At 36.6% G+C, this 21,469-nt stretch carries 17 protein-coding genes and 1 tRNA gene; 9 read left to right on the top strand and 9 right to left on the bottom strand.

Going from position 1 to position 21,469, the window contains the following annotated elements; translation table 11 throughout:
• Nucleotides 1–204: 204 nt before the first annotated feature.
• Nucleotides 205–2,001: a translation elongation factor 4 gene (lepA, locus tag G440_RS0113870; RefSeq protein ID WP_026451859.1), complete on the top strand. Its 1,797-nt coding sequence runs from the start codon at nucleotides 205–207 to the stop codon at nucleotides 1,999–2,001.
• A gap of 758 nt (nucleotides 2,002–2,759) precedes the next feature.
• Here the strand turns inward: lepA and G440_RS0113860 are convergent.
• The 3 genes from G440_RS0113860 to G440_RS0113850 form a co-directional block, all read right to left on the bottom strand.
• Nucleotides 2,760–3,020: a hypothetical protein gene (locus G440_RS0113860; protein ID WP_026451858.1), complete on the bottom strand. Its 261-nt coding sequence runs from the start codon at nucleotides 3,018–3,020 to the stop codon at nucleotides 2,760–2,762.
• Between the two features lie 89 nt (nucleotides 3,021–3,109).
• Entirely contained in the window at nucleotides 3,110–3,334 is a 225-nt protein-coding gene (locus G440_RS0113855; protein WP_026451857.1) for a hypothetical protein, read from the bottom strand.
• Between the two features lie 37 nt (nucleotides 3,335–3,371).
• Nucleotides 3,372–5,240 carry a cation:proton antiporter gene (locus G440_RS0113850; protein WP_026451856.1) on the bottom strand — a complete coding sequence of 623 codons (1,869 nt, stop codon included), beginning with the start codon at nucleotides 5,238–5,240 and terminating at the stop codon, nucleotides 3,372–3,374.
• Between the two features lie 138 nt (nucleotides 5,241–5,378).
• Here G440_RS0113850 and G440_RS0113845 point away from each other — a divergent pair, with 138 nt between their 5' ends.
• The 5 genes from G440_RS0113845 to G440_RS0113825 all read left to right on the top strand — a co-directional run bounded on the left by G440_RS0113845 (nucleotide 5,379) and on the right by G440_RS0113825 (nucleotide 12,041).
• Nucleotides 5,379–6,239, top strand: coding sequence for an MBL fold metallo-hydrolase (locus G440_RS0113845; protein WP_026451855.1), 861 nt, complete (start codon nucleotides 5,379–5,381; stop codon nucleotides 6,237–6,239).
• A 13-nt stretch (nucleotides 6,240–6,252) separates the two neighbouring features.
• Nucleotides 6,253–7,920, top strand: a complete 1,668-nt coding sequence (locus G440_RS0113840; RefSeq protein ID WP_026451854.1) for a S8 family peptidase — start codon at nucleotides 6,253–6,255, stop codon at nucleotides 7,918–7,920.
• Nucleotides 7,920–9,761: a M1 family metallopeptidase gene (locus G440_RS0113835; protein WP_026451853.1), complete on the top strand. Its 1,842-nt coding sequence runs from the start codon at nucleotides 7,920–7,922 to the stop codon at nucleotides 9,759–9,761. The genes G440_RS0113840 and G440_RS0113835 overlap by 1 nt, the downstream gene beginning before the upstream one ends.
• 121 nt (nucleotides 9,762–9,882) lie before the next feature.
• The gene (gene rnpA, locus G440_RS0113830) at nucleotides 9,883–10,269 is read left to right on the top strand and encodes a ribonuclease P protein component (protein WP_026451852.1); all 387 of its coding nucleotides are present in this window, start codon (nucleotides 9,883–9,885) and stop codon (nucleotides 10,267–10,269) included.
• Between the two features lie 149 nt (nucleotides 10,270–10,418).
• Complete coding sequence (locus tag G440_RS0113825) at nucleotides 10,419–12,041, top strand: S41 family peptidase (RefSeq protein ID WP_026451851.1); 1,623 nt, start codon at nucleotides 10,419–10,421, stop codon at nucleotides 12,039–12,041.
• 561 nt (nucleotides 12,042–12,602) lie between these two features.
• On the opposite strand, the gene G440_RS0113815 is transcribed toward G440_RS0113825, so the two are convergent.
• Nucleotides 12,603–13,844, bottom strand: coding sequence for a T9SS type A sorting domain-containing protein (locus G440_RS0113815; RefSeq protein WP_051285383.1), 1,242 nt, complete (start codon nucleotides 13,842–13,844; stop codon nucleotides 12,603–12,605).
• Between the two features lie 298 nt (nucleotides 13,845–14,142).
• Between G440_RS0113815 and G440_RS0113810 the strand changes: the two genes are divergently transcribed.
• A complete protein-coding gene (locus tag G440_RS0113810; protein ID WP_026451849.1) occupies nucleotides 14,143–14,514 on the top strand; it encodes a hypothetical protein in 372 nt (123 codons plus the stop codon).
• Between the two features lie 116 nt (nucleotides 14,515–14,630).
• Here the strand turns inward: G440_RS0113810 and G440_RS0113805 are convergent, their stop codons facing one another.
• From G440_RS0113805 to G440_RS0113790, 4 genes are all read right to left on the bottom strand, one after another.
• The gene (locus G440_RS0113805) at nucleotides 14,631–15,071 is read right to left on the bottom strand and encodes a GNAT family N-acetyltransferase (RefSeq protein WP_026451848.1); all 441 of its coding nucleotides are present in this window, start codon (nucleotides 15,069–15,071) and stop codon (nucleotides 14,631–14,633) included.
• Nucleotides 15,072–15,084: 13 nt separating this feature from the next.
• Entirely contained in the window at nucleotides 15,085–16,002 is a 918-nt protein-coding gene (locus G440_RS0113800; protein ID WP_026451847.1) for a cation diffusion facilitator family transporter, read from the bottom strand.
• A gap of 9 nt (nucleotides 16,003–16,011) precedes the next feature.
• Nucleotides 16,012–16,443: a ribose 5-phosphate isomerase B gene (gene rpiB / locus G440_RS0113795; RefSeq protein WP_026451846.1), complete on the bottom strand. Its 432-nt coding sequence runs from the start codon at nucleotides 16,441–16,443 to the stop codon at nucleotides 16,012–16,014.
• Nucleotides 16,444–17,389: 946 nt separating this feature from the next.
• Entirely contained in the window at nucleotides 17,390–17,629 is a 240-nt protein-coding gene (locus tag G440_RS0113790) for a DUF2007 domain-containing protein (protein WP_026451845.1), read from the bottom strand.
• 112 nt (nucleotides 17,630–17,741) lie between these two features.
• Here G440_RS0113790 and rnr point away from each other — a divergent pair, with 112 nt between their 5' ends.
• Nucleotides 17,742–19,943 (top strand): ribonuclease R, encoded by a 2,202-nt coding sequence (gene rnr, locus G440_RS0113785; RefSeq protein ID WP_026451844.1) that lies wholly within the window; start codon nucleotides 17,742–17,744, stop codon nucleotides 19,941–19,943.
• A 137-nt stretch (nucleotides 19,944–20,080) separates the two neighbouring features.
• Nucleotides 20,081–20,812 (top strand): LysE family translocator, encoded by a 732-nt coding sequence (locus tag G440_RS0113780; protein ID WP_342663970.1) that lies wholly within the window; start codon nucleotides 20,081–20,083, stop codon nucleotides 20,810–20,812.
• 556 nt (nucleotides 20,813–21,368) lie between these two features.
• On the opposite strand, the gene G440_RS0113775 is transcribed toward G440_RS0113780, so the two are convergent.
• Nucleotides 21,369–21,439 (bottom strand) — tRNA-Cys (locus tag G440_RS0113775).
• Nucleotides 21,440–21,469 lie beyond the last annotated feature (30 nt).

Here is a 21,469-nt window from a genome sequence, read left to right as displayed (position 1 = left end):
TATCTGGGGCGACACCCTTAATATGGTTGATTCTGGGGAAAATCAAAATATTATAGACTAAAAGCACTATAACACTACAAAGATGTTAAATATTTATTAACCAAAATAATCTCAAAGGTTATTTTATTAAGTGTTTAAATGAAAATCAAGATTATCGTCGTTTTAATCTATATTTGCAGCATTATAGCTAGAGAAGGAATTTTTATGAAGAACATCCGCAATTTTTGCATTATCGCCCATATAGACCATGGAAAAAGCACCTTGGCAGACCGTCTTTTGGACGCTACTGGCACCGTAACAGATCGTGAAAAGCAAGAGCAATTACTGGACACCATGGATCTTGAACGCGAACGCGGCATTACTATAAAAAGTCACGCCATTCAAATGGATTACGTTTATAAAGGCGAGAAATATATATTAAATTTAATTGATACTCCAGGTCACGTAGATTTTTCATACGAAGTTTCACGTTCCATTGCCGCTTGTGAAGGAGCTTTATTAATTGTGGACGCGGCACAGAGTATTCAGGCACAGACCATTTCAAATCTGTATTTAGCTTTGGAAAACGATCTGGAAATTATTCCCGTGCTAAACAAGGTCGATCTTCCTTCCGCAAATGTAGAGGAAGTGACCGATGATATTGTGGACCTTTTGGGCTGTAAACCTGAAGAAGTAATTCCCGCAAGTGCCAAAACAGGCCTTGGAATTGATGAAATATTAAGCGCCATCATTGAGCGTATTCCTCCGCCAAAAGGCAATCCAGACGAATCTTTACAAGCTTTGATTTTTGATTCTGTTTACAATCCGTTTCGCGGTGTAGAAACTTATTTTAGAGTTCTTAATGGTGAAATTAAAAAAGGCCAGCACATCAAATTTATGGCTACCGGAAAAAGCTATTATGCAGATGAAGTGGGAACCCTAAGGCTAAAACAATTCCCGAGAGAGGTTATAAAAACTGGGGATGTAGGCTATTTGATTACTGGAATAAAAGAAGCAAAGGAAGTAAAAGTAGGAGATACCATTACAGATTCCAAAAGTCCAACCGTCAATATGATTGAAGGTTTTGAAGACGTTAAACCCATGGTTTTTGCAGGTATTTATCCTGTGGATACCGAGGATTATGAAGAGCTTCGCAACTCCATGGAAAAATTACAGTTGAATGATGCTTCCCTGGTTTTCGTTCCAGAAAGTTCGGCTGCTCTTGGTTTCGGATTCCGTTGTGGTTTCTTGGGCATGTTGCATTTGGAAATAATTCAGGAAAGACTGGAAAGAGAATTTAATATGACCGTGATAACTACCGTTCCAAACGTTTCTTATCACGCGTTTACCAACAAAAATCCGGACAAGATAGTCTTGGTAAACAACCCATCCGATTTGCCTGAACCTTCCACCTTAAACCGTGTTGAGGAACCGTATATTAAGGCTACTATCATCACCAAATCAGATTTCGTGGGTTCTGTCATGTCGCTTTGTATTGAAAAGAGAGGTGAAATTACCAATCAAACCTATTTAACTACAGAAAGAGTTGAACTCACTTTTGATATGCCTTTGGCTGAAATTGTCTTCGACTTTTATGATAGACTTAAAACGGTATCAAAAGGATATGCTTCCTTTGATTATTCCCCAATCGGGATGCGGATGTCGCATCTTGTAAAAGTGGATGTCTTACTAAATGCCAACATTGTAGATGCACTCTCTGCTCTGCTTCACCGCGATAATGCGTTTGACATTGGAAAGAAAATTTGCGAAAAACTTCGTCAATTGATCCCGAGACAACAATTTGATATTCCAATCCAAGCTGCGATAGGGGCCAAAATTATTGCCCGTGAAACCGTAAAAGCACTTCGAAAAGATGTGACCGCAAAATGTTATGGTGGTGATATTTCGAGAAAACGAAAGCTTCTAGAAAAGCAGAAAAAAGGAAAGAAACGTATGCGTCAAATAGGTAACGTGGAGATTCCGCAGGAAGCTTTTATGGCGGTGCTTAAGTTGAATGATTAACTGTATGCTGGATGACAGGTGACAGATGCCGAAAGCGCTTCCAATTCGACTCATTTTTCTGCAACGAATCTGCGGCAAGCAGGTACACGAATTTATTAATTGGTGTGTTAGGAACGTTATTACTCGCTTAGCTTCACAGAAAGCTTCTATGGTCGCTCTTAAGTTGAATGATTAATTATGTTGGATGACAAGTGCTCAACGATGCTTACTTAATAAGAACTATTAGTTTATCCAAAGCTTAAATATTGGTATTGGATGTTTGAAATTTAAACTATCTACAAATTTTATATATTTAAGTTTTAAATAATAATTCCTAAACCTGACTACTATAACCATAGAAAAAGGCACCTTAGATAAAATCAACTTTGCCAATATTCAAGAACTTATGGAATTCTTAAATGATTGTTTTGGAATGAAAACAGCATTCGGAGTCGCCGATGAGCAAATTTCAGAAAATGACAAGTTTTTAATTAAGGAAGCTCGTAATACTTCTTGGAAAGAGCTTGACAATTTGTAATTAAAGCTCTTATGGAAATTTGCGAAGGCAAAGGGCAGTGTTTATAAAATCTCGAATCACAATAATTTTTTCCCTCTCGTTCAATGATGAGGAGTAATCCTTATTTATTACCCCAATTAACGTTTTAATAGTAACATGCGCCAGAAAGGATAGTGGAAATTCCACAGGAATCTTTTATGGCAATTTTGAAGATTAAACAATTAAAAAAGCCCTGAAAGATTCAAGGCCTTTTAAGAAAAGATTAAAATGCGCAATCTATATCATCTAAATCATCTTGATAACTTTCGCTCCCAGGGCAATTAGCGTTAAGATATTTTTGAAGTGCTGAACGATAGTTCTCACAAGTACTTGAATTTGGGTTATCTATAAAAGTTTGGGCTGCATTAGAAATATCTAAAGCGCGAGCTTCGCAGCTAGTCCCGCCGCCGCCATCATCGTCTTTTTTACAAGAGGTAGTGAACAACAAACTCGTTATTAACACACTAAATAATAATTTTTTCATAATTGAAGGTTTTAAGTTAGACCACAATTAACTGAAAAAAAACAAGAAATACAAAGTAAAAATTATAAATATGCTCCAGGCCAAGAGGCCTAATTACCACATTCTGCACCTGTAGCTTCTAAATTTGATAAATAAATAGCATACGGAGTACCCGTATTTTGACCATTTACAGAGGCATTGCCATCTATTTCCTCACAAACCTGAAAGCTGGATGTTTCTGGGGAAGAACAGCTAATACAGGTTACCGAATCATCCTTTTTACAGGAGAAAACAGTTAGGGTACATACTAAAACTATTATTATGGATCTTTTCATCACAGACAGTTTTTAAGCAAACGGCTTAAATTCAAAGTTATTTTTGAGATTTTCCTTCATTCTCAGTTCTCGTAGCATTTACCACATCTTCAAAATCCATGGGTTTACCCAGATAAACCAAACTACTGCCAACTTCTACCTCGAGCTCCGAAGGATCATTTAGAAGATCTAAAAATCCGTTTTCATGTTTAAGAAACAACGGGATTGCATCTTCGTTATCACTAATAATATTGAGCACCCGTAAAAATTGATTGTGGCTCTCCACCGGAATTTCCTGAATGGATGGAAAGTCTCGCGCCACTTGCGTAAAACGAGTGTAATCGTGTGTATGCGAAAATAACTCTTTGGCAGAAATGGTACGCTTATTTTGCATTTCTTCCGAAGTCATTAACCTAAAGGTTCCATTTTCACCAAAATATTTTCCGAAGCGATTAATGGCCTGTTTGTTTATTTCGTCGCTCCCTGTCATGGCCAATAGATAGCCCACATCGTTCAATTCTATATTGTCGGTGAGATCATCGGAATAAATGTTTGCCGTAAACGCCTCTAAACCGAGCTCTCTTGCCCTGTTAATATTCAATTGGTTAGAATCAATAAGAACAACGTGACGGCTGTTTTTATGCAAATAAGTAGCTATCAATCTGGAGACTTTGGAGGCACCAACCATAAGTATTCCTTCAGATTTCTTTAAAAATACACCCATCCATCCGGCCATAACACGCGCCGTAGTGGCATTTATGATCACCGTTGTCAAAACAACGGCAAAAACCAATGGCGTAATATATTCTGCACCTACAACACCTTTGGAAACCAGTTGGGTACCAAAAAGAGAAGAGATACCAGCCGCAACTATCCCACGAGGTCCCACCCAACTAATAAACAGTTTTTCATTTGTTTGTAGGGACGAGCCTGTTGTACTCGCAAAAACCGTTAAGGGTCGTAAAACGAAAATAATAATGGCAAGCAATATTGCAGTTTTTACATTATAAACCAATAAAAGATCTTCTACGCTAATATTTGCCGCAAGTAGAATAAATAGAATAGAAACCAGTAAAACACTCAGTGATTCCTTAAAATAAAGGAGTTCCTTTAGGCTAGGTAAATCACTATTCCCAAGAAACATTCCCATTACAACCACGGCCAAAAGCCCAGATTCGTGTGCAAACAAATCACTAATTACAAACACTGCCATCACCAAGGAAAGTGAAACTACATTAGACAAATAGTGTGGCACTAGCTTCTTTTTTATTGAAAAATAAAGTGCATAACCTGCCGAAATTCCAAAGGCCATTCCTATTAAAATAATCTTTCCGAAATCCAATAAGGCTTGTTTTGTATAACCTGAATCGCCTTCTACACTAATAAATTCATACACCAGTACCGCAACCAAAGCGCCAATGGGATCAATTAAGATCCCTTCCCATCTAAGAACGGCAGCCACATCCTTTTTAAGCGGAATATTTCGTAGAATGGGTGTAATTACGGTAGGTCCCGTAACAATTATTAAAGCTGAAAAAAGGAATGCTATACGCCAATTAAGTCCGAAAACATAATGGGCGGCTACACCTGCACCAACAAATGTAATGGCCGCGCCAATACTAATGAGTTTCCCAATAACGGGGCCCACTTTTGAAATTTCTTCTCTTTTCAGGGTTAAACCTCCTTCAAAAAGTATGATTCCTACAGCCAAGGACACAAAATAGAAAAGATTTTCTCCGGGGAAAAGTCCCTTTTCTCCGTTCCAGATTGGTTGCAGCCATTGGGTTCCATCAGCAGATAAAAATGTAGATAGCGGACCTACCAAAAGTCCAATCAAAATAAGAGGTAAAATTGCAGGAATTTTAAGCTTCCATGCGACCCATTGGGCCAATATTCCGAGAATTATAATTCCAGCAAGTTCTACCATTCATTTGGGTTTTCGGTAAATTAAATACTTTTCGCTTCCACGAAATACTAAAGAGTTGTTAAAAATAGTATAATTAATTTACACTAGAGGGTTTGGTGTGTAAGGCTTTTGTTAATTTGCAAGTTATTTCTTCAAATTATGCAACTATACCCTATTGAAGCTGGCAATTTTAAACTAGACGGCGGAGCGATGTTCGGCGTTGTTCCAAAAACGCTATGGACCAGAACCAATCCCGCGGATGAAAATAATATGATTGATATCGCCGCGCGATGTCTCCTCATTGAAAATAGCGATCGACTCACTTTGATTGATACAGGAATGGGAAACAAGCAAAGCGAAAAATTCTTTGGATACTATCATCGTTGGGGTGACTACAATTTAGACGATTCCTTAAAAAAACACGGCTTTCATCGTGATGATATTACCGATGTTTTTATGACACATCTCCATTTTGACCATTGTGGAGGGGGCGTTCAGTGGAACAAGGACCGCACTGGTTATGAACCTGCTTTTAAAAACGCAATTTACTGGAGCAATAAAGACCATTGGCAATGGGCAACCGAGCCAAACAGAAGAGAACAAGCTTCGTTCTTAAAAGAAAATATCCTTCCGATGCAGGAAAGCGGGCAATTAAAATTTGTAACGCAACCTACATCAGACTTTTCGGAAGCGAATGAGCTTGATTTTGGAATTCTATATGTAGATGGACACACCGATAAACAAATGATTCCGCATATAAATTACAAAGGAAAAACCTTGGTTTTTGTGGCTGATTTGTTACCAACGGCTGGTCATTTACCACTTCCATTTGTTATGGGCTATGACACGCGTCCCTTATTAACACTTCCCGAAAAGGAAAAATTTCTTAAGATGGCAGCTGAAAAAGGCTATTACCTAATCTTAGAACACGATGCACACAATCCGATAATTACTGTTAAAAATACTGATAAAGGGGTTCGACTTGATGAAACCTTATCACTCAATGAATTTTTTAATTAATATATTTTAAACAATGAAAACCTTTAAGATCGCCTTTTTCGCAGTTGCTATGGCAGTTGTGATGGCAAGCTGTGGAAGTGGAGCCGCAATTGTCGCTACTCCAATCCAGAACATAGACGCTAACCCTATAAAAAATGCACCACTAACTGATGCTCAATTGAAACATTGGCCGGCAATGGATCTTGTTCAAGATACCGTTCCTGGAATGAGTGTTGACAGAGCGTATAGAGAGATCATTAAAAACCGAAAAGGAGAAACGGTAATTGTTGGCGTTATAGACAGTGGCGTTGATATTGAACACGAAGATCTAAAAAATGTATTATGGACCAATCCTGGAGAGATTGCAGGAAATGGGATAGATGATGACAATAATGGTTTTATTGATGATGTTCACGGATGGAATTTCATTGGTGACATTATTGGTGAAAACATGGAGTATGTGCGTTATATGAGAAAGTTCGGCCCTAAATTTGAAGGAAAAAGCGAGTCTTCAATTAGCGCTGCAGATAGAAAGGATTTTGCGCTGTATGAAAAAGCAAAAGCCGAATATGAAAAGGAAGTAGGTGAAATAACGCGAAATAAAAGCCGTTACGAACAAATGCTTTCCCAATTAAAGCCAGTCCATGAAGCTATGGCTAAAAAACTTGGAAAAGAAAATTACACCAAGGAAGATCTTAATGGTATTAAAACCCCTTCTCCGGAAGAGCAACAACAAATTGCCATGCTGGACCAAATGCTCAGTTATGCTGATTCTATGCCAGAAATGATAAAAGAACTTGAGGGTGGTTTAAAATATTTTAATGGAAGACTTGAGGATAATTTCAATATGACCAAGGATTTCCGTGGCGTTTTAGGTGATAATCCAGATGACCTTGCGGACAATGTTTATGGAGATAACAATGTTTCAGGACCAGATCCAACCAAAGAAAACGTAAAACACGGCACCCACGTGGCTGGAATAATAGCTGCACAACGTAACAACGATATTGGTATGGAAGGGGTGGCAAGAAATGTACAAATTATGGCTGTGCGTGCCGTTCCTGATGGCGATGAGTATGATAAGGATATTGCTTTGGCAATCCGTTATGCCGTAGATAATGGCGCCAAAGTGCTTAATACCAGCTTTGGAAAATACTATTCTCCGCACGCAGATTGGGTTTATGATGCCTTAAAATATGCTGCGTCAAAAGATGTTTTAATCGTGAATGCCGCCGGAAATGACGGTTTGGATCTGGACACGGTAAATATATATCCAAATGATCAGATTGATAATGGTACCGAAATGGCAGATTCATTTTTAACTGTTGGAGCTCTTAATTATGTTTATGGAAGTGATTTAGTTGCTGGCTTTTCTAACTATGGAAAAACCAATGTTGATGTTTTTGCTCCAGGTGTAAAAATTTGGTCAACAACTCCTTTAAACACGTATGAATATTTACAAGGTACTTCCATGGCTTCACCTGAAGTTGCTGGCGTAGCTGCAATGATTCGTTCTTATTATCCAAAGCTTTCCGCAAAACAAGTAAAGCAAATCATTCTGGATAGTGGAATTACAACAGATATGGATGTAGTGTTAGGAAATGATCCATCTAACACCAAACCATTTTCAAGTATTTCAAAATCAGGAAAAATGGTAAATATGTATAATGCCCTAATTATGGCCGATAAAATGTCTAAATAATGAATAAATTTTTAAGTCCTTTCTTTTTTCTAGCTGTTTTTGTTTCAGCTTTTGGCCAAAATAACACAAGTTATTGGCAGCAAGAAGTTGATTATAAAATGGACGTCCAGATGGATGTGAAAACCTTTCAATACGAGGGAAAACAGGAGTTGAAGTACACAAACAATTCTCCTGATACCTTAAACAAGGTTTTCTATCACCTTTATTTTAACGCTTTTCAACCGGGAAGCGAAATGGACGTTCGGTCTAGAACCATAAAAGATCCGGATAGTCGCGTTGGCGATAGAATTTCAAAGTTGACTCCTTCGGAAATAGGCTATGTTAAACCCACCATTTTTACTCAAGATGGTGCCACTGCTAAGTATAAAATTAAAGGTACAGTGATGGAAGTTATGCTGAACAAGCCAATTCTTCCTGGTGAGAGTACCGTTTTCAAAATGGATTGGGATGGACAAGTTCCTGTACAAATCCGTCGTTCGGGAAGAAATAGTGAAGGAGGAGTTGCCTTAACAATGACGCAATGGTATCCTAAAATCGCAGAATATGACTTTGAAGGTTGGCACGCCGATCCTTACATTGGTCGTGAGTTTTACAGTGTTTGGGGTAATTATGACGTTACTATAACCATTGATGAAGCCTATACTATTGGAGGAACGGGTTACCTACAAAATCCAGCAGCTGTTGGTCACGGTTATACCCATCCTGGGCAGAAACCCATGCACCCAGTTAAAGGAAAATACACTTGGCACTTTTTAGCACCAGATGTGCACGATTTTGCTTGGGCTGCAGATAATGAATATATTCACGATACATATCCTGGACCCAATGGAGTTACGCTACATTTCTTTTATAAAAATGATCCTGAAATAGCTGAAAACTGGAAAAACCTACAGCCTAAAACTGCGGAGTTAATGCAGTTTTTCAATGACAATGTAGGTCCATACCCGTATGAACAATACTCAGTAATTCAAGGTGGCGACGGCGGAATGGAATATGGAATGTGCACCATGATAACTGGTGAACGCGAATTCGGAAGTTTGGTAGGTGTAACTGCCCACGAGCTTGCACACTCTTGGTTCCAATTTGTTTTGGCGACCAATGAGCTGAAGCACGAATGGATGGATGAAGGCTTTACTAGCTACATTTCAAGTGAGGCGATGAATTATGTTATGAAGCAAGATAAACCGAATCCACATGCTGGCTCTTACAGAAGCTACTATTTTATGGCGAATAGTGGAGAGGAACAGCCAACCACCACACACGCAGATAGATATGCTACAAATAGAGCATATGGAGTAAATGCATACAGTAAAGGTGCCGTATTTTTAGTGCAATTGGGATACATTATTGGCCCAGAAAACCTGTCCAAAACCTTAAAACGCTACTTTAACGATTTTAAATTTAAGCATCCAACTCCTAATGATTTTATTCGCACTGCGGAAAAAGTTTCAGGTTTTGAACTCGATTGGTATTTAACCGATTGGACCAAGACAACAAACACCATTGACTATGGAATAAAAACGGTTGAAAACGAAGGAGAAAGTACAAAAGTAACTCTAGAAAGAGTTGGTTTAATGCCAATGCCTATAGATCTTTACGTAACTTATGAAGACGGTTCGCAGGAACTGTTTTACATTCCATTGAGAATGATGTGGGGCGAAAAGCCAAATCCGTTTACGGAATTAAATCGCACTGTTTTGGAAGATTGGCCTTGGGCATTTCCAACCTACACTTTTGAAATTAAAAACGGGAAAAAAGTTAAAAATATGATGATTGATGCCACTCAAAGAATGGCAGACATAAACCCTGAAAATAATTTGTGGGAGGAGGAAGCCCGCTAACCCCTTCATCCGGCAGGCAAGCCCAAAGGGCGAATTGGAAACCTTATCTAGACCTAACAGGGGTCATTGCGAGACTTGAAGCAATTGAACCTGTTAGGTCTTTCTTTTATATATTTACATTGTGAATCAAAAATTTCCCAAGACCGAAAAACTCAAAAGCGCCAAGACAATAGAATCTTTGTTTTTGGAAGGCAAAACCTATTCTAAATATCCTATAAAAGTCTTTTTTCTTCCGAAGCCGTGCCTGCCGACAAAGCGCGAAAATCTTGAAACCAATCTTGCAGCATTCGCCGTACCAAAACGCAATTTTAAATCGGCTGTGGACCGAAACCGCGTAAAACGTCAACTTCGTGAGGTATATCGGCTAAACAAACATTTATTCGAAGAAATTAACGACAAGAAATACGTGATGCTTTTCCTTTATTTAGGAAAAGTAAAACCGCAATATTTCACTTTGGAAAAAGCGATGGAAAATCTCCTCAAAAAATTAGGAGGCAATTTACAGTGAGTACTATGTTTTTCTTCAGTATTTTATACCTTTAGCTACAATATCCCGTTTCAATAATTATAGTTTTGTTTCTTCGTATCTTTCTGAAGAATAGAAACCAGAAAAGTTCTACGAAATAATTCCTGCAGGAAACATAAATTTTAAAAATGATGAAAAAAAGAATTCTAATTCCCATCGTTGCCATAGGTATCTTTTTTACCACGGTAAGTTTTAAAAGTGATTTCTTCGAAATTGCAAAACAAATTGAAATCTTTACCACGCTTTTCAAGGAATTAAACATGAATTATGTGGACGAGGTAACGCCAGCTACACTTATGGACAATGCGATTAAGGGAATGTTGGAGGATTTGGACCCTTATACCGTTTATTGGAACGAACAGCAAGTAGAAGACGCTAAAATCAATAATTCGGGGGTTTATACAGGTATTGGCGCCACAGCTCAAAACAAAAAGGACAAAATTATTATTGTTGAGCCCTATAAAGATTATCCCGCAGATAAGGCAGGGCTAAAAGCAGGAGATGAAATCATAAAGATTGGCACCGTAACAATAGCGGATTTAGAGGACGAAGCAGGAGATTTATTAAAAGGATCGCCGGGTTCCAAGGTAGATGTAACCTACATCAGACAAGGAAAAACAGCAACTACTACAATCACTCGTGGCGCTGTAGAACTTAAAGCAGTCCCATTTTATAAATTAATCAATAACGATATCGGTTATATTGTTTTAAGCCGATTCAACAGCAAAACCACCTTTGAAACCAAAGCAGCCCTGATAGACCTAAAATCTCAAGGTGCGAAAAAAATTATTTTAGATTTACGCGGAAACCCTGGTGGTCTCTTGAATGAAGCTATTAGCATTGTAAATCTTTTTGTTGAAAAAGGGCAGGTTATTACCACAACAAAATCCGTAATTGAAAAATACAATCAAGTTTATAAAACCAAAGCGGAACCCGTAGATACAGAAATTCCTTTAGTGGTTTTGGTGAATGGTAGAAGCGCTTCCGCCAGCGAAATTGTCTCCGGCGGACTTCAAGATTTAGATCGCGCAGTGATTGTAGGTGCCCGTAGTTTCGGAAAAGGACTGGTACAGCGTCCAAAAAAATTGACGTATGGAACCCAGTTAAAAGTTACTATTTCTCGTTATTACACGCCTAGTGGCAGATCTATTCAAGCTTTAGATTACTGGCATCGCGATGAAAACGGAGATCCTATTCGGAAAGATGCAAAAGAATACAACGCTTATAAAACCAAGGGCGGAAGAACGGTTTATGACGGCGGTGGAATTCTTCCAGATGTACAATTGGAATCTGCCGTTTACAGCCCCATTACCACTGCTTTGCTAAAAGACAATGCCATTTTTGACTATGCGACAAAATATTATTACAGCCATCAAATGACAGATTGGAAAAACTTCAACTTCGGAGAAAACGATTTTCAAAATTTTCTCAAGTTCTTAAAAGAAAACCATTTTGAATATGAAACCGAAACGGAGAAAAAATTTGCTGAAGGTTTAAAAATTTCAGAAGATGATGAAATTAGCAAGGAAATTTCAACGAGTTACAACCAACTTATGGTTGCTATAAATAAAGCCAAAGACAAAGCTGTGGTTGACAAAAAGGTGGAAATAGAGTCCTTGTTAAAAGATGAAATCTTAAAGCGTTATTTCTACCGTGAAGGATTGTACAATTATCAAATTGAGCACAACCCAGAGATTATGGAAGCGGTTGCTGTGTTGAACGATGAAGGAAGGTATAGGAAGATTTTGAAGTAACATATGTCTGGTCGAGCGCATCCGATAGCTATCGGATCGAGACCTCCTTTGAATAGGGGATTTAAAAATTAAACTTTGAGACTCTACCTTAAATGTCCAAGCTGTAGATACAAGAATAGCTTTAAATCTGATGCAGCGACTAGAGTAGATTAAGCCATGAAAAATGGCAAAACCAAAGAAGTAAAATGTGGAAAATACCATTTAATTACTATAACTCAAATAAATAAAATTTACGCCAAAGAATAAAAATCAACTTATTTACTGGCTGGAATCATCTTTTTAATTGGTTCAGTAATAGTTTTATTGTTTTGGTCAAAAAATTTAATTAATTCAGACAGCCGTTTTGGATTATATGCATTAGCATTAATTTTTATCGTGCCGGTTTGGATCTATCTAATAATCCACAAGCAGGAGCTACTTAGAGTAAGAACATTCAATCGGACTTTCTTAGGAGAATAATAGAAATAAAATTCTTGATTTTTAAGTATAATAACCCACTTGAAGAACTAAAAAATAAACAGTTTGCAATTATGGGTTGAACTCAGCAGATTTTAGTTGAGATTACCTCTTTATAACCCTAAAGGAATTTATAGTTTCTTTCCCAAGTTGAAAAATATAATTGCCCACGGACAATTCCGAAATATCAATACTTGAGTTTTGGCCATTCAATGTTCCTTCTTTCACCTTTTTTGCGGCCGAATCTACAATGGTATAAGTTATAGGAAAGGAACTCATATTACTCCTAATTTCAATAATTGAAGTAGCGGGATTTGGGAATATTTTAAACTGGTCAGATTCTTCAAAAGCAATGACATTAAGATATTCCTCCAAATATTCAGTAAGGTTTAAAGTATGCAATTGCTGGGTGGTTCCTGTAGCGGTATATTTTTCGTTGGTTATAAAATAATTTAAACCATCATCGGTGGTAATGCCCTCCACCTGATGAAAAGGTAGGTTTATTTCCAGTTTACGTTTATTGGCTCCAAAAAAGTCTTCCTCTGTGTAATCATATAATAGAAAAACAAAAGGTTGCAAAAAGTTACTATACCCAGAAAGTGCGATAAGTTGTTCGTTCTTTTTATAAACAGCACCTGTTACCAACCCGTTAATCGCATAGGTATCCTGTAATGCAGCTTGGTATGTTCCCGGCGTTTTAGGCAGCTTATAAATCCTAGTTTCATTACTAACCCACTGCTTAGTAAAAAGAAAGATAGCTTCATCTGCTATAATAAAAGCTTCACAATCATAATCAGTGTTATTCGCTCCTGTTGGTGTAAAATCTATTTGGTCTTCATAGGCAAAATTTATAATATCAATTTGTGGTGTTCCTGCTACAATGGAAGATTTACTTACTCTTAAAATCCTTAAATCGGTGCGGTTTCCATTAACGTTGTTTCCAAAATCACCTACATATACATAATCTTCATCTTGCGAAATTTCTTCCCAATCCTTATTTATTTCAGGATCTAAAGAAATACTGTTCAAAATAGCTCCATCGGAAGGGTTGAGCGCATAAAGATTAGTATCGCTGTTATCATTCTGTGTCCACAGGTTGTCATCCCAATAGATAAGCCCAGAAGTTTCAGAAAGAATAGCATCCAAAGGATACGTATTTGTAGTAGAAACATTAACAGGATCGTAAGTGCAACTGCCATCATTTTGAGTAGCCGTGGGATCATAATTATTGGCTTGAGAATCGGTACAACCCATTTGAGCTTGAATATTCCCTATACCAAACAAAAGAAAAACAATCGTAAAAGTAACTTTTGAAAAAAACGTGTTATTAAATTGTAAGGTTCCCATGGTTTCAATTGTTTAATATTCAACTACTAAAGTAAAGTTTTTCAGCTAAATTAATAAATTTCGAAGGCAATTTTTGAGATATGGTTATTTTCTAGGTTCATTAGTTAGTAAAATGCTATTATCCAATTACTTCAGAAATTATAATTAAATACTTCTAGCATATTTCAATCCGCACCTGAGAAAATATTCAGGTTCAATTTAAACTATCGTACAATAAAACAATCCGTTATAAAAATAATTAGAATAGTTAACATAAAGTTAACCGCTTGTTTATCAATATTTTCGTAGTTTAGCAGCTATGGTAAAAACAGATAGAGACGAAAATAAAGAGATTCTCATGGAATCTTTGGCCTATTTAGAGAACAGGGGTTTTGAACACATCCAGGCCGATGTGGAAGGTTATGAAACTCCCAAATCCTATCATAAGAAAGATAGCGATGTTGTAATTACACCAGATATTGTTGCAGATCGCGCAGGTGTAAAACACTATTTTGAAATCAGTTTAAAGTCAGAAAAACCTCGTTTGCTAAAATCAAAATGGCAATTTCTGGATACGTTGACCAGAATGCGGAACCAACGTTTTAAAATCATCACACGTCGTGGACATTATAAGTTTACTGACGAAATGCTGAAAGATCTTAATTTGGAGAAAAACCTAATTAAGCTTTAATTTATCTTAAGCAATATCGTATTTTCTGAAAATTCTAAACATCTTTAAAACAATACGAAAATTATTATTTCATCGCACTTCTCTCCTAAAGTGAAATGCGATGAAATAATTTTGTTTTAAGCTCTAACCATGGCAATGTGGGGGATTCCATCTTCCAGATAACGATCGCCCTTCGTTTTAAACCCATGACTCTCATAAAAAATAACTAAATATGTTTGAGCTGATATCTTTATTTTATCCGCTTTATATTTAGTTTTTATCGCTTGAATTGATGCTTTTGTAATTTGATGGCCATAACCCAGCTTTCGGTAGTTTTCACGCACCAAAATTCTTCCTATGGCCGCTTCGTTAAAATAATCTCCAGCTTGAAAACATCGGGCATACCCCACTAATATTCCATCTTCCCGGCCTAAAACGTGCAGAGCGCGTTCATCTTTTCCATCTATATCATTGTAAACACAGTCCTGTTCTACTATAAAAACTTCACTTCGAAGTTTCAATAATTCATACAATTCCTTTTTACTTAATTCGTCAAAACTTTTAACTTCAATTTCCATAGGTTTTTTAAAATCAATCTTGAACAATAATATCTTTAGGATCGTCTTTTTGATGCTCGGGTTGAATGGTTACGTGGTTAATTCCAAAATCGGTATAAAGTACTTCCTCAACCTTTATAAGCACCGCATCAAATTCCGATAGAGTTACATCTTCATAAAAATCCAGATGTGCCTCCAAGTGTGTTTCCTGCTCGTTCAGTTGCCAAATATGCATATGGTGCACATTCTTTATTTCAGGAAATGTACTAATTACGGCGCTAACTTCTTCCAGACTTAATTCGTCTGGCGTAAAAAGCATCAACACTTTAAAAGAGCTTTTTAGCAAATCGTAGCCCACAATCAATAAATAAACAGCAATTAGTACTGTCAATAAGCTATCCACCCAAAACCATTCAAAATAAAGCATCAATAAACCACCAATCAAAACGGCAACCGAAGCGGCCATATCTGTAAACAAATGGAAATATGCAGATCGCATATTCATATTGGTTTTAGATTCCTTATAAAGAAGAAGAACGCTAAAACCATTGGCAACAATTCCTAAAATAGCCAGCCAGATAACTAAATTACTTTCAATGGGCTTCGGGTTCATAAAACGAAGCGCAGCTTCATAAATAAGATAAACTGCCACAACCACCAAAGTGGCAGAATTTACAAATGCAGCAATTATTTCGGCACGTTTATATCCAAAAGTTTTAGTAACGGACGCATCTTTTTTTGAATATCTATCAGCAACATAACTAACACTAAGCGAAAGAACATCACTAAAATTATGCAGTGCGTCCGATAGCAACGACAGACTTCCAGAAACAACGCCGCCAATTACTTGGGCAACCGTAATAATTATATTTAAAAAGATAGAAAACAGGAGCTTTCTTCCTTTCAAATCTGGATGGGAATGGGTGTGATTTTCTTCGTGGCTATGCGTCATCTTAGATACTTATGAACACGCTATTTTTTCCACTCTATTTTGGTGGCGACCCCCTTCAAATTGAGTTTCAAGAAAAGTCCTTACCATTTCAACCGCTTGTGGTTTGCTGGTAAAACGCGCGGGAATACTCAAAATATTAGCATCGTTATGTTGCCGGGCTAAGGCAGCTATTTCTTTAGTCCAGCAGAGTGCAGAACGAACTTTTTGATGTTTATTGGCAGTCATATTGGCGCCGTTACCGCTACCACAGATTATAATTCCAAAATCTACTTTACCTTTTTCAACATCCTTGGCCACAGGATGCACAAAATCTGGATAATCTACACTTGTTTCGGAATCGGTTCCGTTATTAAAAACGGTATGCCCCTCTTTTTCCAAAAAGGAAACAATTTCAAATTTATAGTCTGTACCTGCGTGGTCGTTGCCGATGGATATTTTCATCTTTATATTAAATTTTACAAATTAGGAAGGTGCCCGCCTGCCGGTCGGGCAGGGAATACCCTAATATACACCTTCAATGGATTTATTATTCTTTAGGGACTTTTAAAGGGATAATTTTTTTTCAAAGATAATAATTTAGAAGCCAGAAATTTTAAGACTTCGCCATTAATGAATAAAATTCAATAAAACAATTATTTTCTTTCACGCATTTCTATCAACATCAGCAAATAGGTTTTTAAAACCTGAAAATCAATTGATAACCATTTCTTAACGATAGGTTGATTTTATAGTTAATAAGAGTGTTGATATTTGTTGGCAGAAATACCACAAGTAAATTTGCAGGATTAGATTTAATTTACAATAGGTTTTATAATCTCAGAAAAACAAAAATTTAAGTCCCTTTTTACAGCTTACTTATCATTATAAAATTTCAGTTTTCAAACATGAATTCCGAAAATACTTGTCAAATTTAAGTTGTGAAGATAGGTTGTTCACAGTTGTTGATTACTTTGGCTACAGCCTTATTTTCAAGCGGTTTAATTCTTAATCTTATGTTAACAACCTCTTATTAAGTAGCAACAAATTGATTTCAAAACAAAACTTCAAAAAGTTATGGTACATATTAACACGCTATAATCATTACCATTTTTCTTTTAAAATTTATAAAAAAACAAATGATGTATATAATATATGTTGACAACTATAAAAAGAGATTTAGAACGAAATGACTAAGGTTGTAATAGCTGTCGACTAAATATTCAAAATTTTAAAACAAATTGAAAGTCTGTTCCATTCGTGAAATCTATAGCGTCCTGTTTGCGCCATCATTTTCAAGAAAGAATGAATATTAGTGTATATTAGTGCAATTCGTGGCAGTACTTTGAGCCCAAGTTAGATAAAGTTCGCGATCTCGGGCGGACCCGAGTGAAGGACTGACACTATTTCCTTAAACTATTTTTAAATTTGAAGGATGATCCAAATTTTTTATTATTTCTTCGGCGCTTTCAATATCGTCAATATGAACTTGAAGCCGAATACCGCCAATAGCGTTGGAATAGAAAGGAAAAACGCTTATCATTGTTTCATTTTGAAAAAAATAACGAATTTCCTCTTGCTCGAATAACAGTTTTAACACTGCATATTCTGCCGGATATTGAAATATAGCAATGGTCTTAAAATTATTCATAGATACTTTTTTAAAACAAATTTTGAAGCCTCACTAAGGTACTAAAACTTTGCTAATGTAAAGAGGCTATTGCTTGAGAAATAGTACTTTTACGATAATTACAAAATAAACTATGCCAAAACATAAAAGAAAAAAGAATAATAAAATCCAAAATCTTTCCCAAACCATTTTAGAAATTCTTCGGAAAGATCATTCGAAATCATATAACTTTAAGCAAATTGCTGCAAAACTTCAATTGGACGATCCTAGCAGTAGAAATCAAATAGTAAAAAAATTAAAGGATCTTCAGGGCAAAGGAACTATTCAGGAAATTGACAGAGGGAAATATATACTTACGCCTTCACAAAACTATTACACCGGAAAAGTTGATATAGCAGGTCGTGGCCAAGGTTATATTATCGTTGAGGATTTAGAGGACGATATTTACGTAAAAAGCAAAAACTTAAACAAAGCCCTAAACGGTGATATTGTTGAAGTTTATGTTTTTAAACGTAAAAAAGGTGGTCAATCAGAAGGTGAAGTAACTAAAATTATTGAGCGAAAACGTACCGAATTTGTTGGAACCATTCAAGTGCAAGAAAATTTTGCTTTTGTAGATGTTACCGATTATAAAATGTACACAGATATTTTTGTGCCGAAGAATAAAATAAACGGTGCAAAAAACGGTGAAAAAGTACTGGTTGCCATGGAAGATTGGCCAGAAAAGGCTGATTCTCCTTTTGGAAGTGTTATTAAAGTGCTCGGAATGCCTGGAGAACACAATACCGAAATTCATTCCATCCTTGCACAATATGGTCTTCCGTATGAATTTCCGCCGGAAGTGGAAGATTATGCAAATAAAATTGATACTTCCATAAAAGCTTCAGAAATAAAAAAACGTCGTGATATGCGCGATGTTTTGACTTTTACCATAGATCCAAAGGATGCAAAAGATTTTGATGATGCGCTTTCCTTTGAAAAATTGGAAAATGGAAATGTTGAAATAGGAATTCATATTGCCGATGTTTCGCATTATGTAACTCCTGGAAATGAGCTTGATGACGAAGCTTATGAACGTGCAACTTCGGTTTACTTGGTGGATAGAGTAGTGCCCATGCTTCCAGAAATTCTTTCAAATAATGCATGTTCCCTTCGTCCTAATGAAGAGAAATATACTTTTTCCGCGGTTTTTGAAATGAATCAGAAATCGGAAGTTGTAAAGCAATGGTTTGGTAAAACAGTTACACTGAGTGATGCGCGGTTTGCTTATGAAGAAGCACAACATATTATAGAAAATCCTACAGAGAAAACTCATACTATTCCTGCAGACATTGCAATAACGGATCAAGAATATTCTGTACAACCCGAAATAGCTGCTGCTGTTTTAGAAATGGATACGCTAGCAAAGAAATTACGTACAAAACGTATGCGTGCTGGTGCTATTTCCTTTGACAAAGTGGAAGTAAAATTCATTTTGGACGAAAACAGCAATCCCGAAGGTGTTTATTTTAAAGAAAGTAAAGATGCCAATAAATTGATTGAGGAATTTATGCTTTTAGCCAATAGAAGCGTAGCAGAATTCGTTGGAAAAATGCAACCAAAAAAGACTTTTGTGTATCGTGTTCACGACGAGCCAGATGATGAAAAGATTGCAGCTTTGGAAAATATAATCAAACGTTTTGGTTATAAATTGAATACGAAAGACCGCCATTCCACGGCAACTTCCATGAACAAGCTTTTAAAGGATGTTCAAGGTAAAAAGGAACAAAATTTAATAGATACGCTTGCCATCCGAAGTATGAGCAAGGCATTGTACACTACAAATAATATCGGTCATTACGGACTTGCTTTTGATTATTACACACACTTTACCTCGCCCATTCGTCGATATCCAGATATAATGGTTCACCGTCTTCTTCAGCGGTATTTAGATGAGGGAAAATCGGCTAATGAAGAAGAATATGAAGAAAAATGTTCACATAGTAGCGATATGGAGAGCCTTTCTACCAATGCAGAGCGGGATAGCATAAAATATATGCAAGTGAAATATATGCAGGACCATGAAGATGAGGATTTCTTAGGTGTAATTTCTGGAGTTACCGAATGGGGAATTTACATAGAAATTATTTCGAATAAATGCGAAGGAATGGTTCGTTTACAAGATATGCCAGATGATCGCTATGAATTTGATAGAGATGAATATGCCGTTATTGGGCAACGCACCAACAACGTTTACCGACTTGGTGATGAAGTTTATGTAAAAGTAAAGAATGCCGATTTAGTAAAGAAACACTTAGATTTTACCATGCTTGGTCACAAGAAGGATGGAGAGTAGAAGTACAATGACTTTCTAATATCTTTTCTGATAATTTATAAAGGTTTAGCGTTGATTATGGGAAAGCAATTCGTGTGCGATAAGGAATTTTATATTTTTTTAAACTCGACCGTACAAAGCTAATATCTTTAAAAACTTTGTACTTTTACCTTACTATGTTTGACGGTTTACTCTTCGCAGCATTCTATGGATTTTTATTGGCATTTGCCGTCGGTCCAGTGTTTTTCACACTGATTGAGACAGCTATAACCAAAGGAATTAAAGCCGCAATATTTTTTGATTTAGGAGCCCTCGTTGCAGACATCATCTTTATTTTAATTGCTTTTTTTAGTACCAGTAGAATACTTGAAAAAGTAAAGCACGACCCTGGTTTACTTATTTTTGGTGGTGCTATTCTTATAGCTTATGGAATCATTTCATATATCCGTACCAACAAATCTATTTTTAAAATAGTCCGGGAGCACTATGCTGTAAAGGTGAAAAAAAATCTTGGCGGATTATTTTTAAAAGGCTTTCTTTTAAATTTTGTAAACTTCGGTGTCTTGGCGGGTTGGATAGGTGTATTAATAATGGCTAACGCACTTACTACTTCAGAAAATGGAGTGATTCTTTTTATTATTACCGTCTTGGCTACTTTCTTTACCACCGACCTTTTAAAAATGCTTTTAGCGAAAAGATTGAAAAATAAGATGACTCCTCGGGTTATCTTTAAAACTAAAAAGTGGGTAAGTATTTTAATATTAGGATTCGGAGTATTCTTGCTTATTCAAGGAGTTTTCCCAAAAGGAATGGAGGCTGGGCTTGAAAAAATTCCAGGACAAAAACATCCAGTAGAGAGACCAATACCGCCGGTTGAAGAACCACTTTAATTTTTCTTATTTAGTAAAATTCTGGAAAGGCTTCGGATCCCTTCAGAGTTGAAGACTTCCCGTATTCTAATGTATCTATTTACGTTCTCATCTTACGGAACTAGGCTTTGTTATCCTGATTAAACAAAAAACCCTAACGTTCGTTGAGGTTTTTCGTAGCTTCATACGAAGAATGGGAAACCTTTGAGTTTTTATCTACATTCTCGCTCTAACTTATCAAACAGAGATACTATAAGATGAAAGGAGTTTGGCTAAAGCCAATAACCATTTTCCCAAATAACCCCGAGCTAAAGCACTGGGCTATTCGAAAGGACGAACCCCAACGCTTCTTTTTTTTATAAACAGGAGCACATACTTTAGAACGAAAAATAGAGGAGTTAAAAATGTAGAATTCTTCCTTTATATATTAACCACAATTTTTCCATAAACATAACAATTGGGCTTGATCCATTTTTTAGAGGCATCGAGCGCCCCGTTCCGACACTTCGGGATTGGGGGAACCACTGTAACTACTAATATTAAATAAAAAAACCCCAACATTAGTTGAGGTTTTTAGAGGTATCGAGCGGATTCGAACCGCTGTAGCAGCTTTTGCAGAGCTGAGCCTAGCCACTCGGCCACGATACCCTATTATGGGTGGCAAAGGTAAAAAAATTT

This window comes from Aequorivita capsosiphonis DSM 23843 (assembly GCF_000429125.1).
GTDB classification, from domain to species: Bacteria; Bacteroidota; Bacteroidia; order Flavobacteriales; family Flavobacteriaceae; genus Aequorivita; species Aequorivita capsosiphonis.
Note: the sequence above shows the minus strand (reverse complement) of the source record. Positions and strands in the feature narration are given on the sequence as shown.

Bases quoted from the DNA above. Each gene is read 5' to 3' on its own strand.
- G440_RS0113800 (WP_026451847.1), bottom strand. From the start codon at position 16,002: ATGACGCATAGCCACGAAGAAAATCACACCCATTCCCATCCAGATTTG.
- G440_RS0113840 (WP_026451854.1), top strand. From the start codon at position 6,253: ATGAAAACCTTTAAGATCGCCTTTTTCGCAGTTGCTATGGCAGTTGTG.
- G440_RS0113850 (WP_026451856.1), bottom strand. From the start codon at position 5,240: ATGGTAGAACTTGCTGGAATTATAATTCTCGGAATATTGGCCCAATGG.
- G440_RS0113825 (WP_026451851.1), top strand. From the start codon at position 10,419: ATGAAAAAAAGAATTCTAATTCCCATCGTTGCCATAGGTATCTTTTTT.
- lepA (WP_026451859.1), top strand. From the start codon at position 205: ATGAAGAACATCCGCAATTTTTGCATTATCGCCCATATAGACCATGGA.
- G440_RS0113810 (WP_026451849.1), top strand. From the start codon at position 14,143: ATGGTAAAAACAGATAGAGACGAAAATAAAGAGATTCTCATGGAATCT.
- rpiB (WP_026451846.1), bottom strand. From the start codon at position 16,443: ATGAAAATATCCATCGGCAACGACCACGCAGGTACAGACTATAAATTT.
- G440_RS0113805 (WP_026451848.1), bottom strand. From the start codon at position 15,071: ATGGAAATTGAAGTTAAAAGTTTTGACGAATTAAGTAAAAAGGAATTG.
- G440_RS0113845 (WP_026451855.1), top strand. From the start codon at position 5,379: ATGCAACTATACCCTATTGAAGCTGGCAATTTTAAACTAGACGGCGGA.
- G440_RS0113855 (WP_026451857.1), bottom strand. From the start codon at position 3,334: ATGAAAAGATCCATAATAATAGTTTTAGTATGTACCCTAACTGTTTTC.
- G440_RS0113835 (WP_026451853.1), top strand. From the start codon at position 7,920: ATGAATAAATTTTTAAGTCCTTTCTTTTTTCTAGCTGTTTTTGTTTCA.
- G440_RS0113815 (WP_051285383.1), bottom strand. From the start codon at position 13,844: ATGGGAACCTTACAATTTAATAACACGTTTTTTTCAAAAGTTACTTTT.
- G440_RS0113860 (WP_026451858.1), bottom strand. From the start codon at position 3,020: ATGAAAAAATTATTATTTAGTGTGTTAATAACGAGTTTGTTGTTCACT.
- G440_RS0113790 (WP_026451845.1), bottom strand. From the start codon at position 17,629: ATGAATAATTTTAAGACCATTGCTATATTTCAATATCCGGCAGAATAT.
- rnr (WP_026451844.1), top strand. From the start codon at position 17,742: ATGCCAAAACATAAAAGAAAAAAGAATAATAAAATCCAAAATCTTTCC.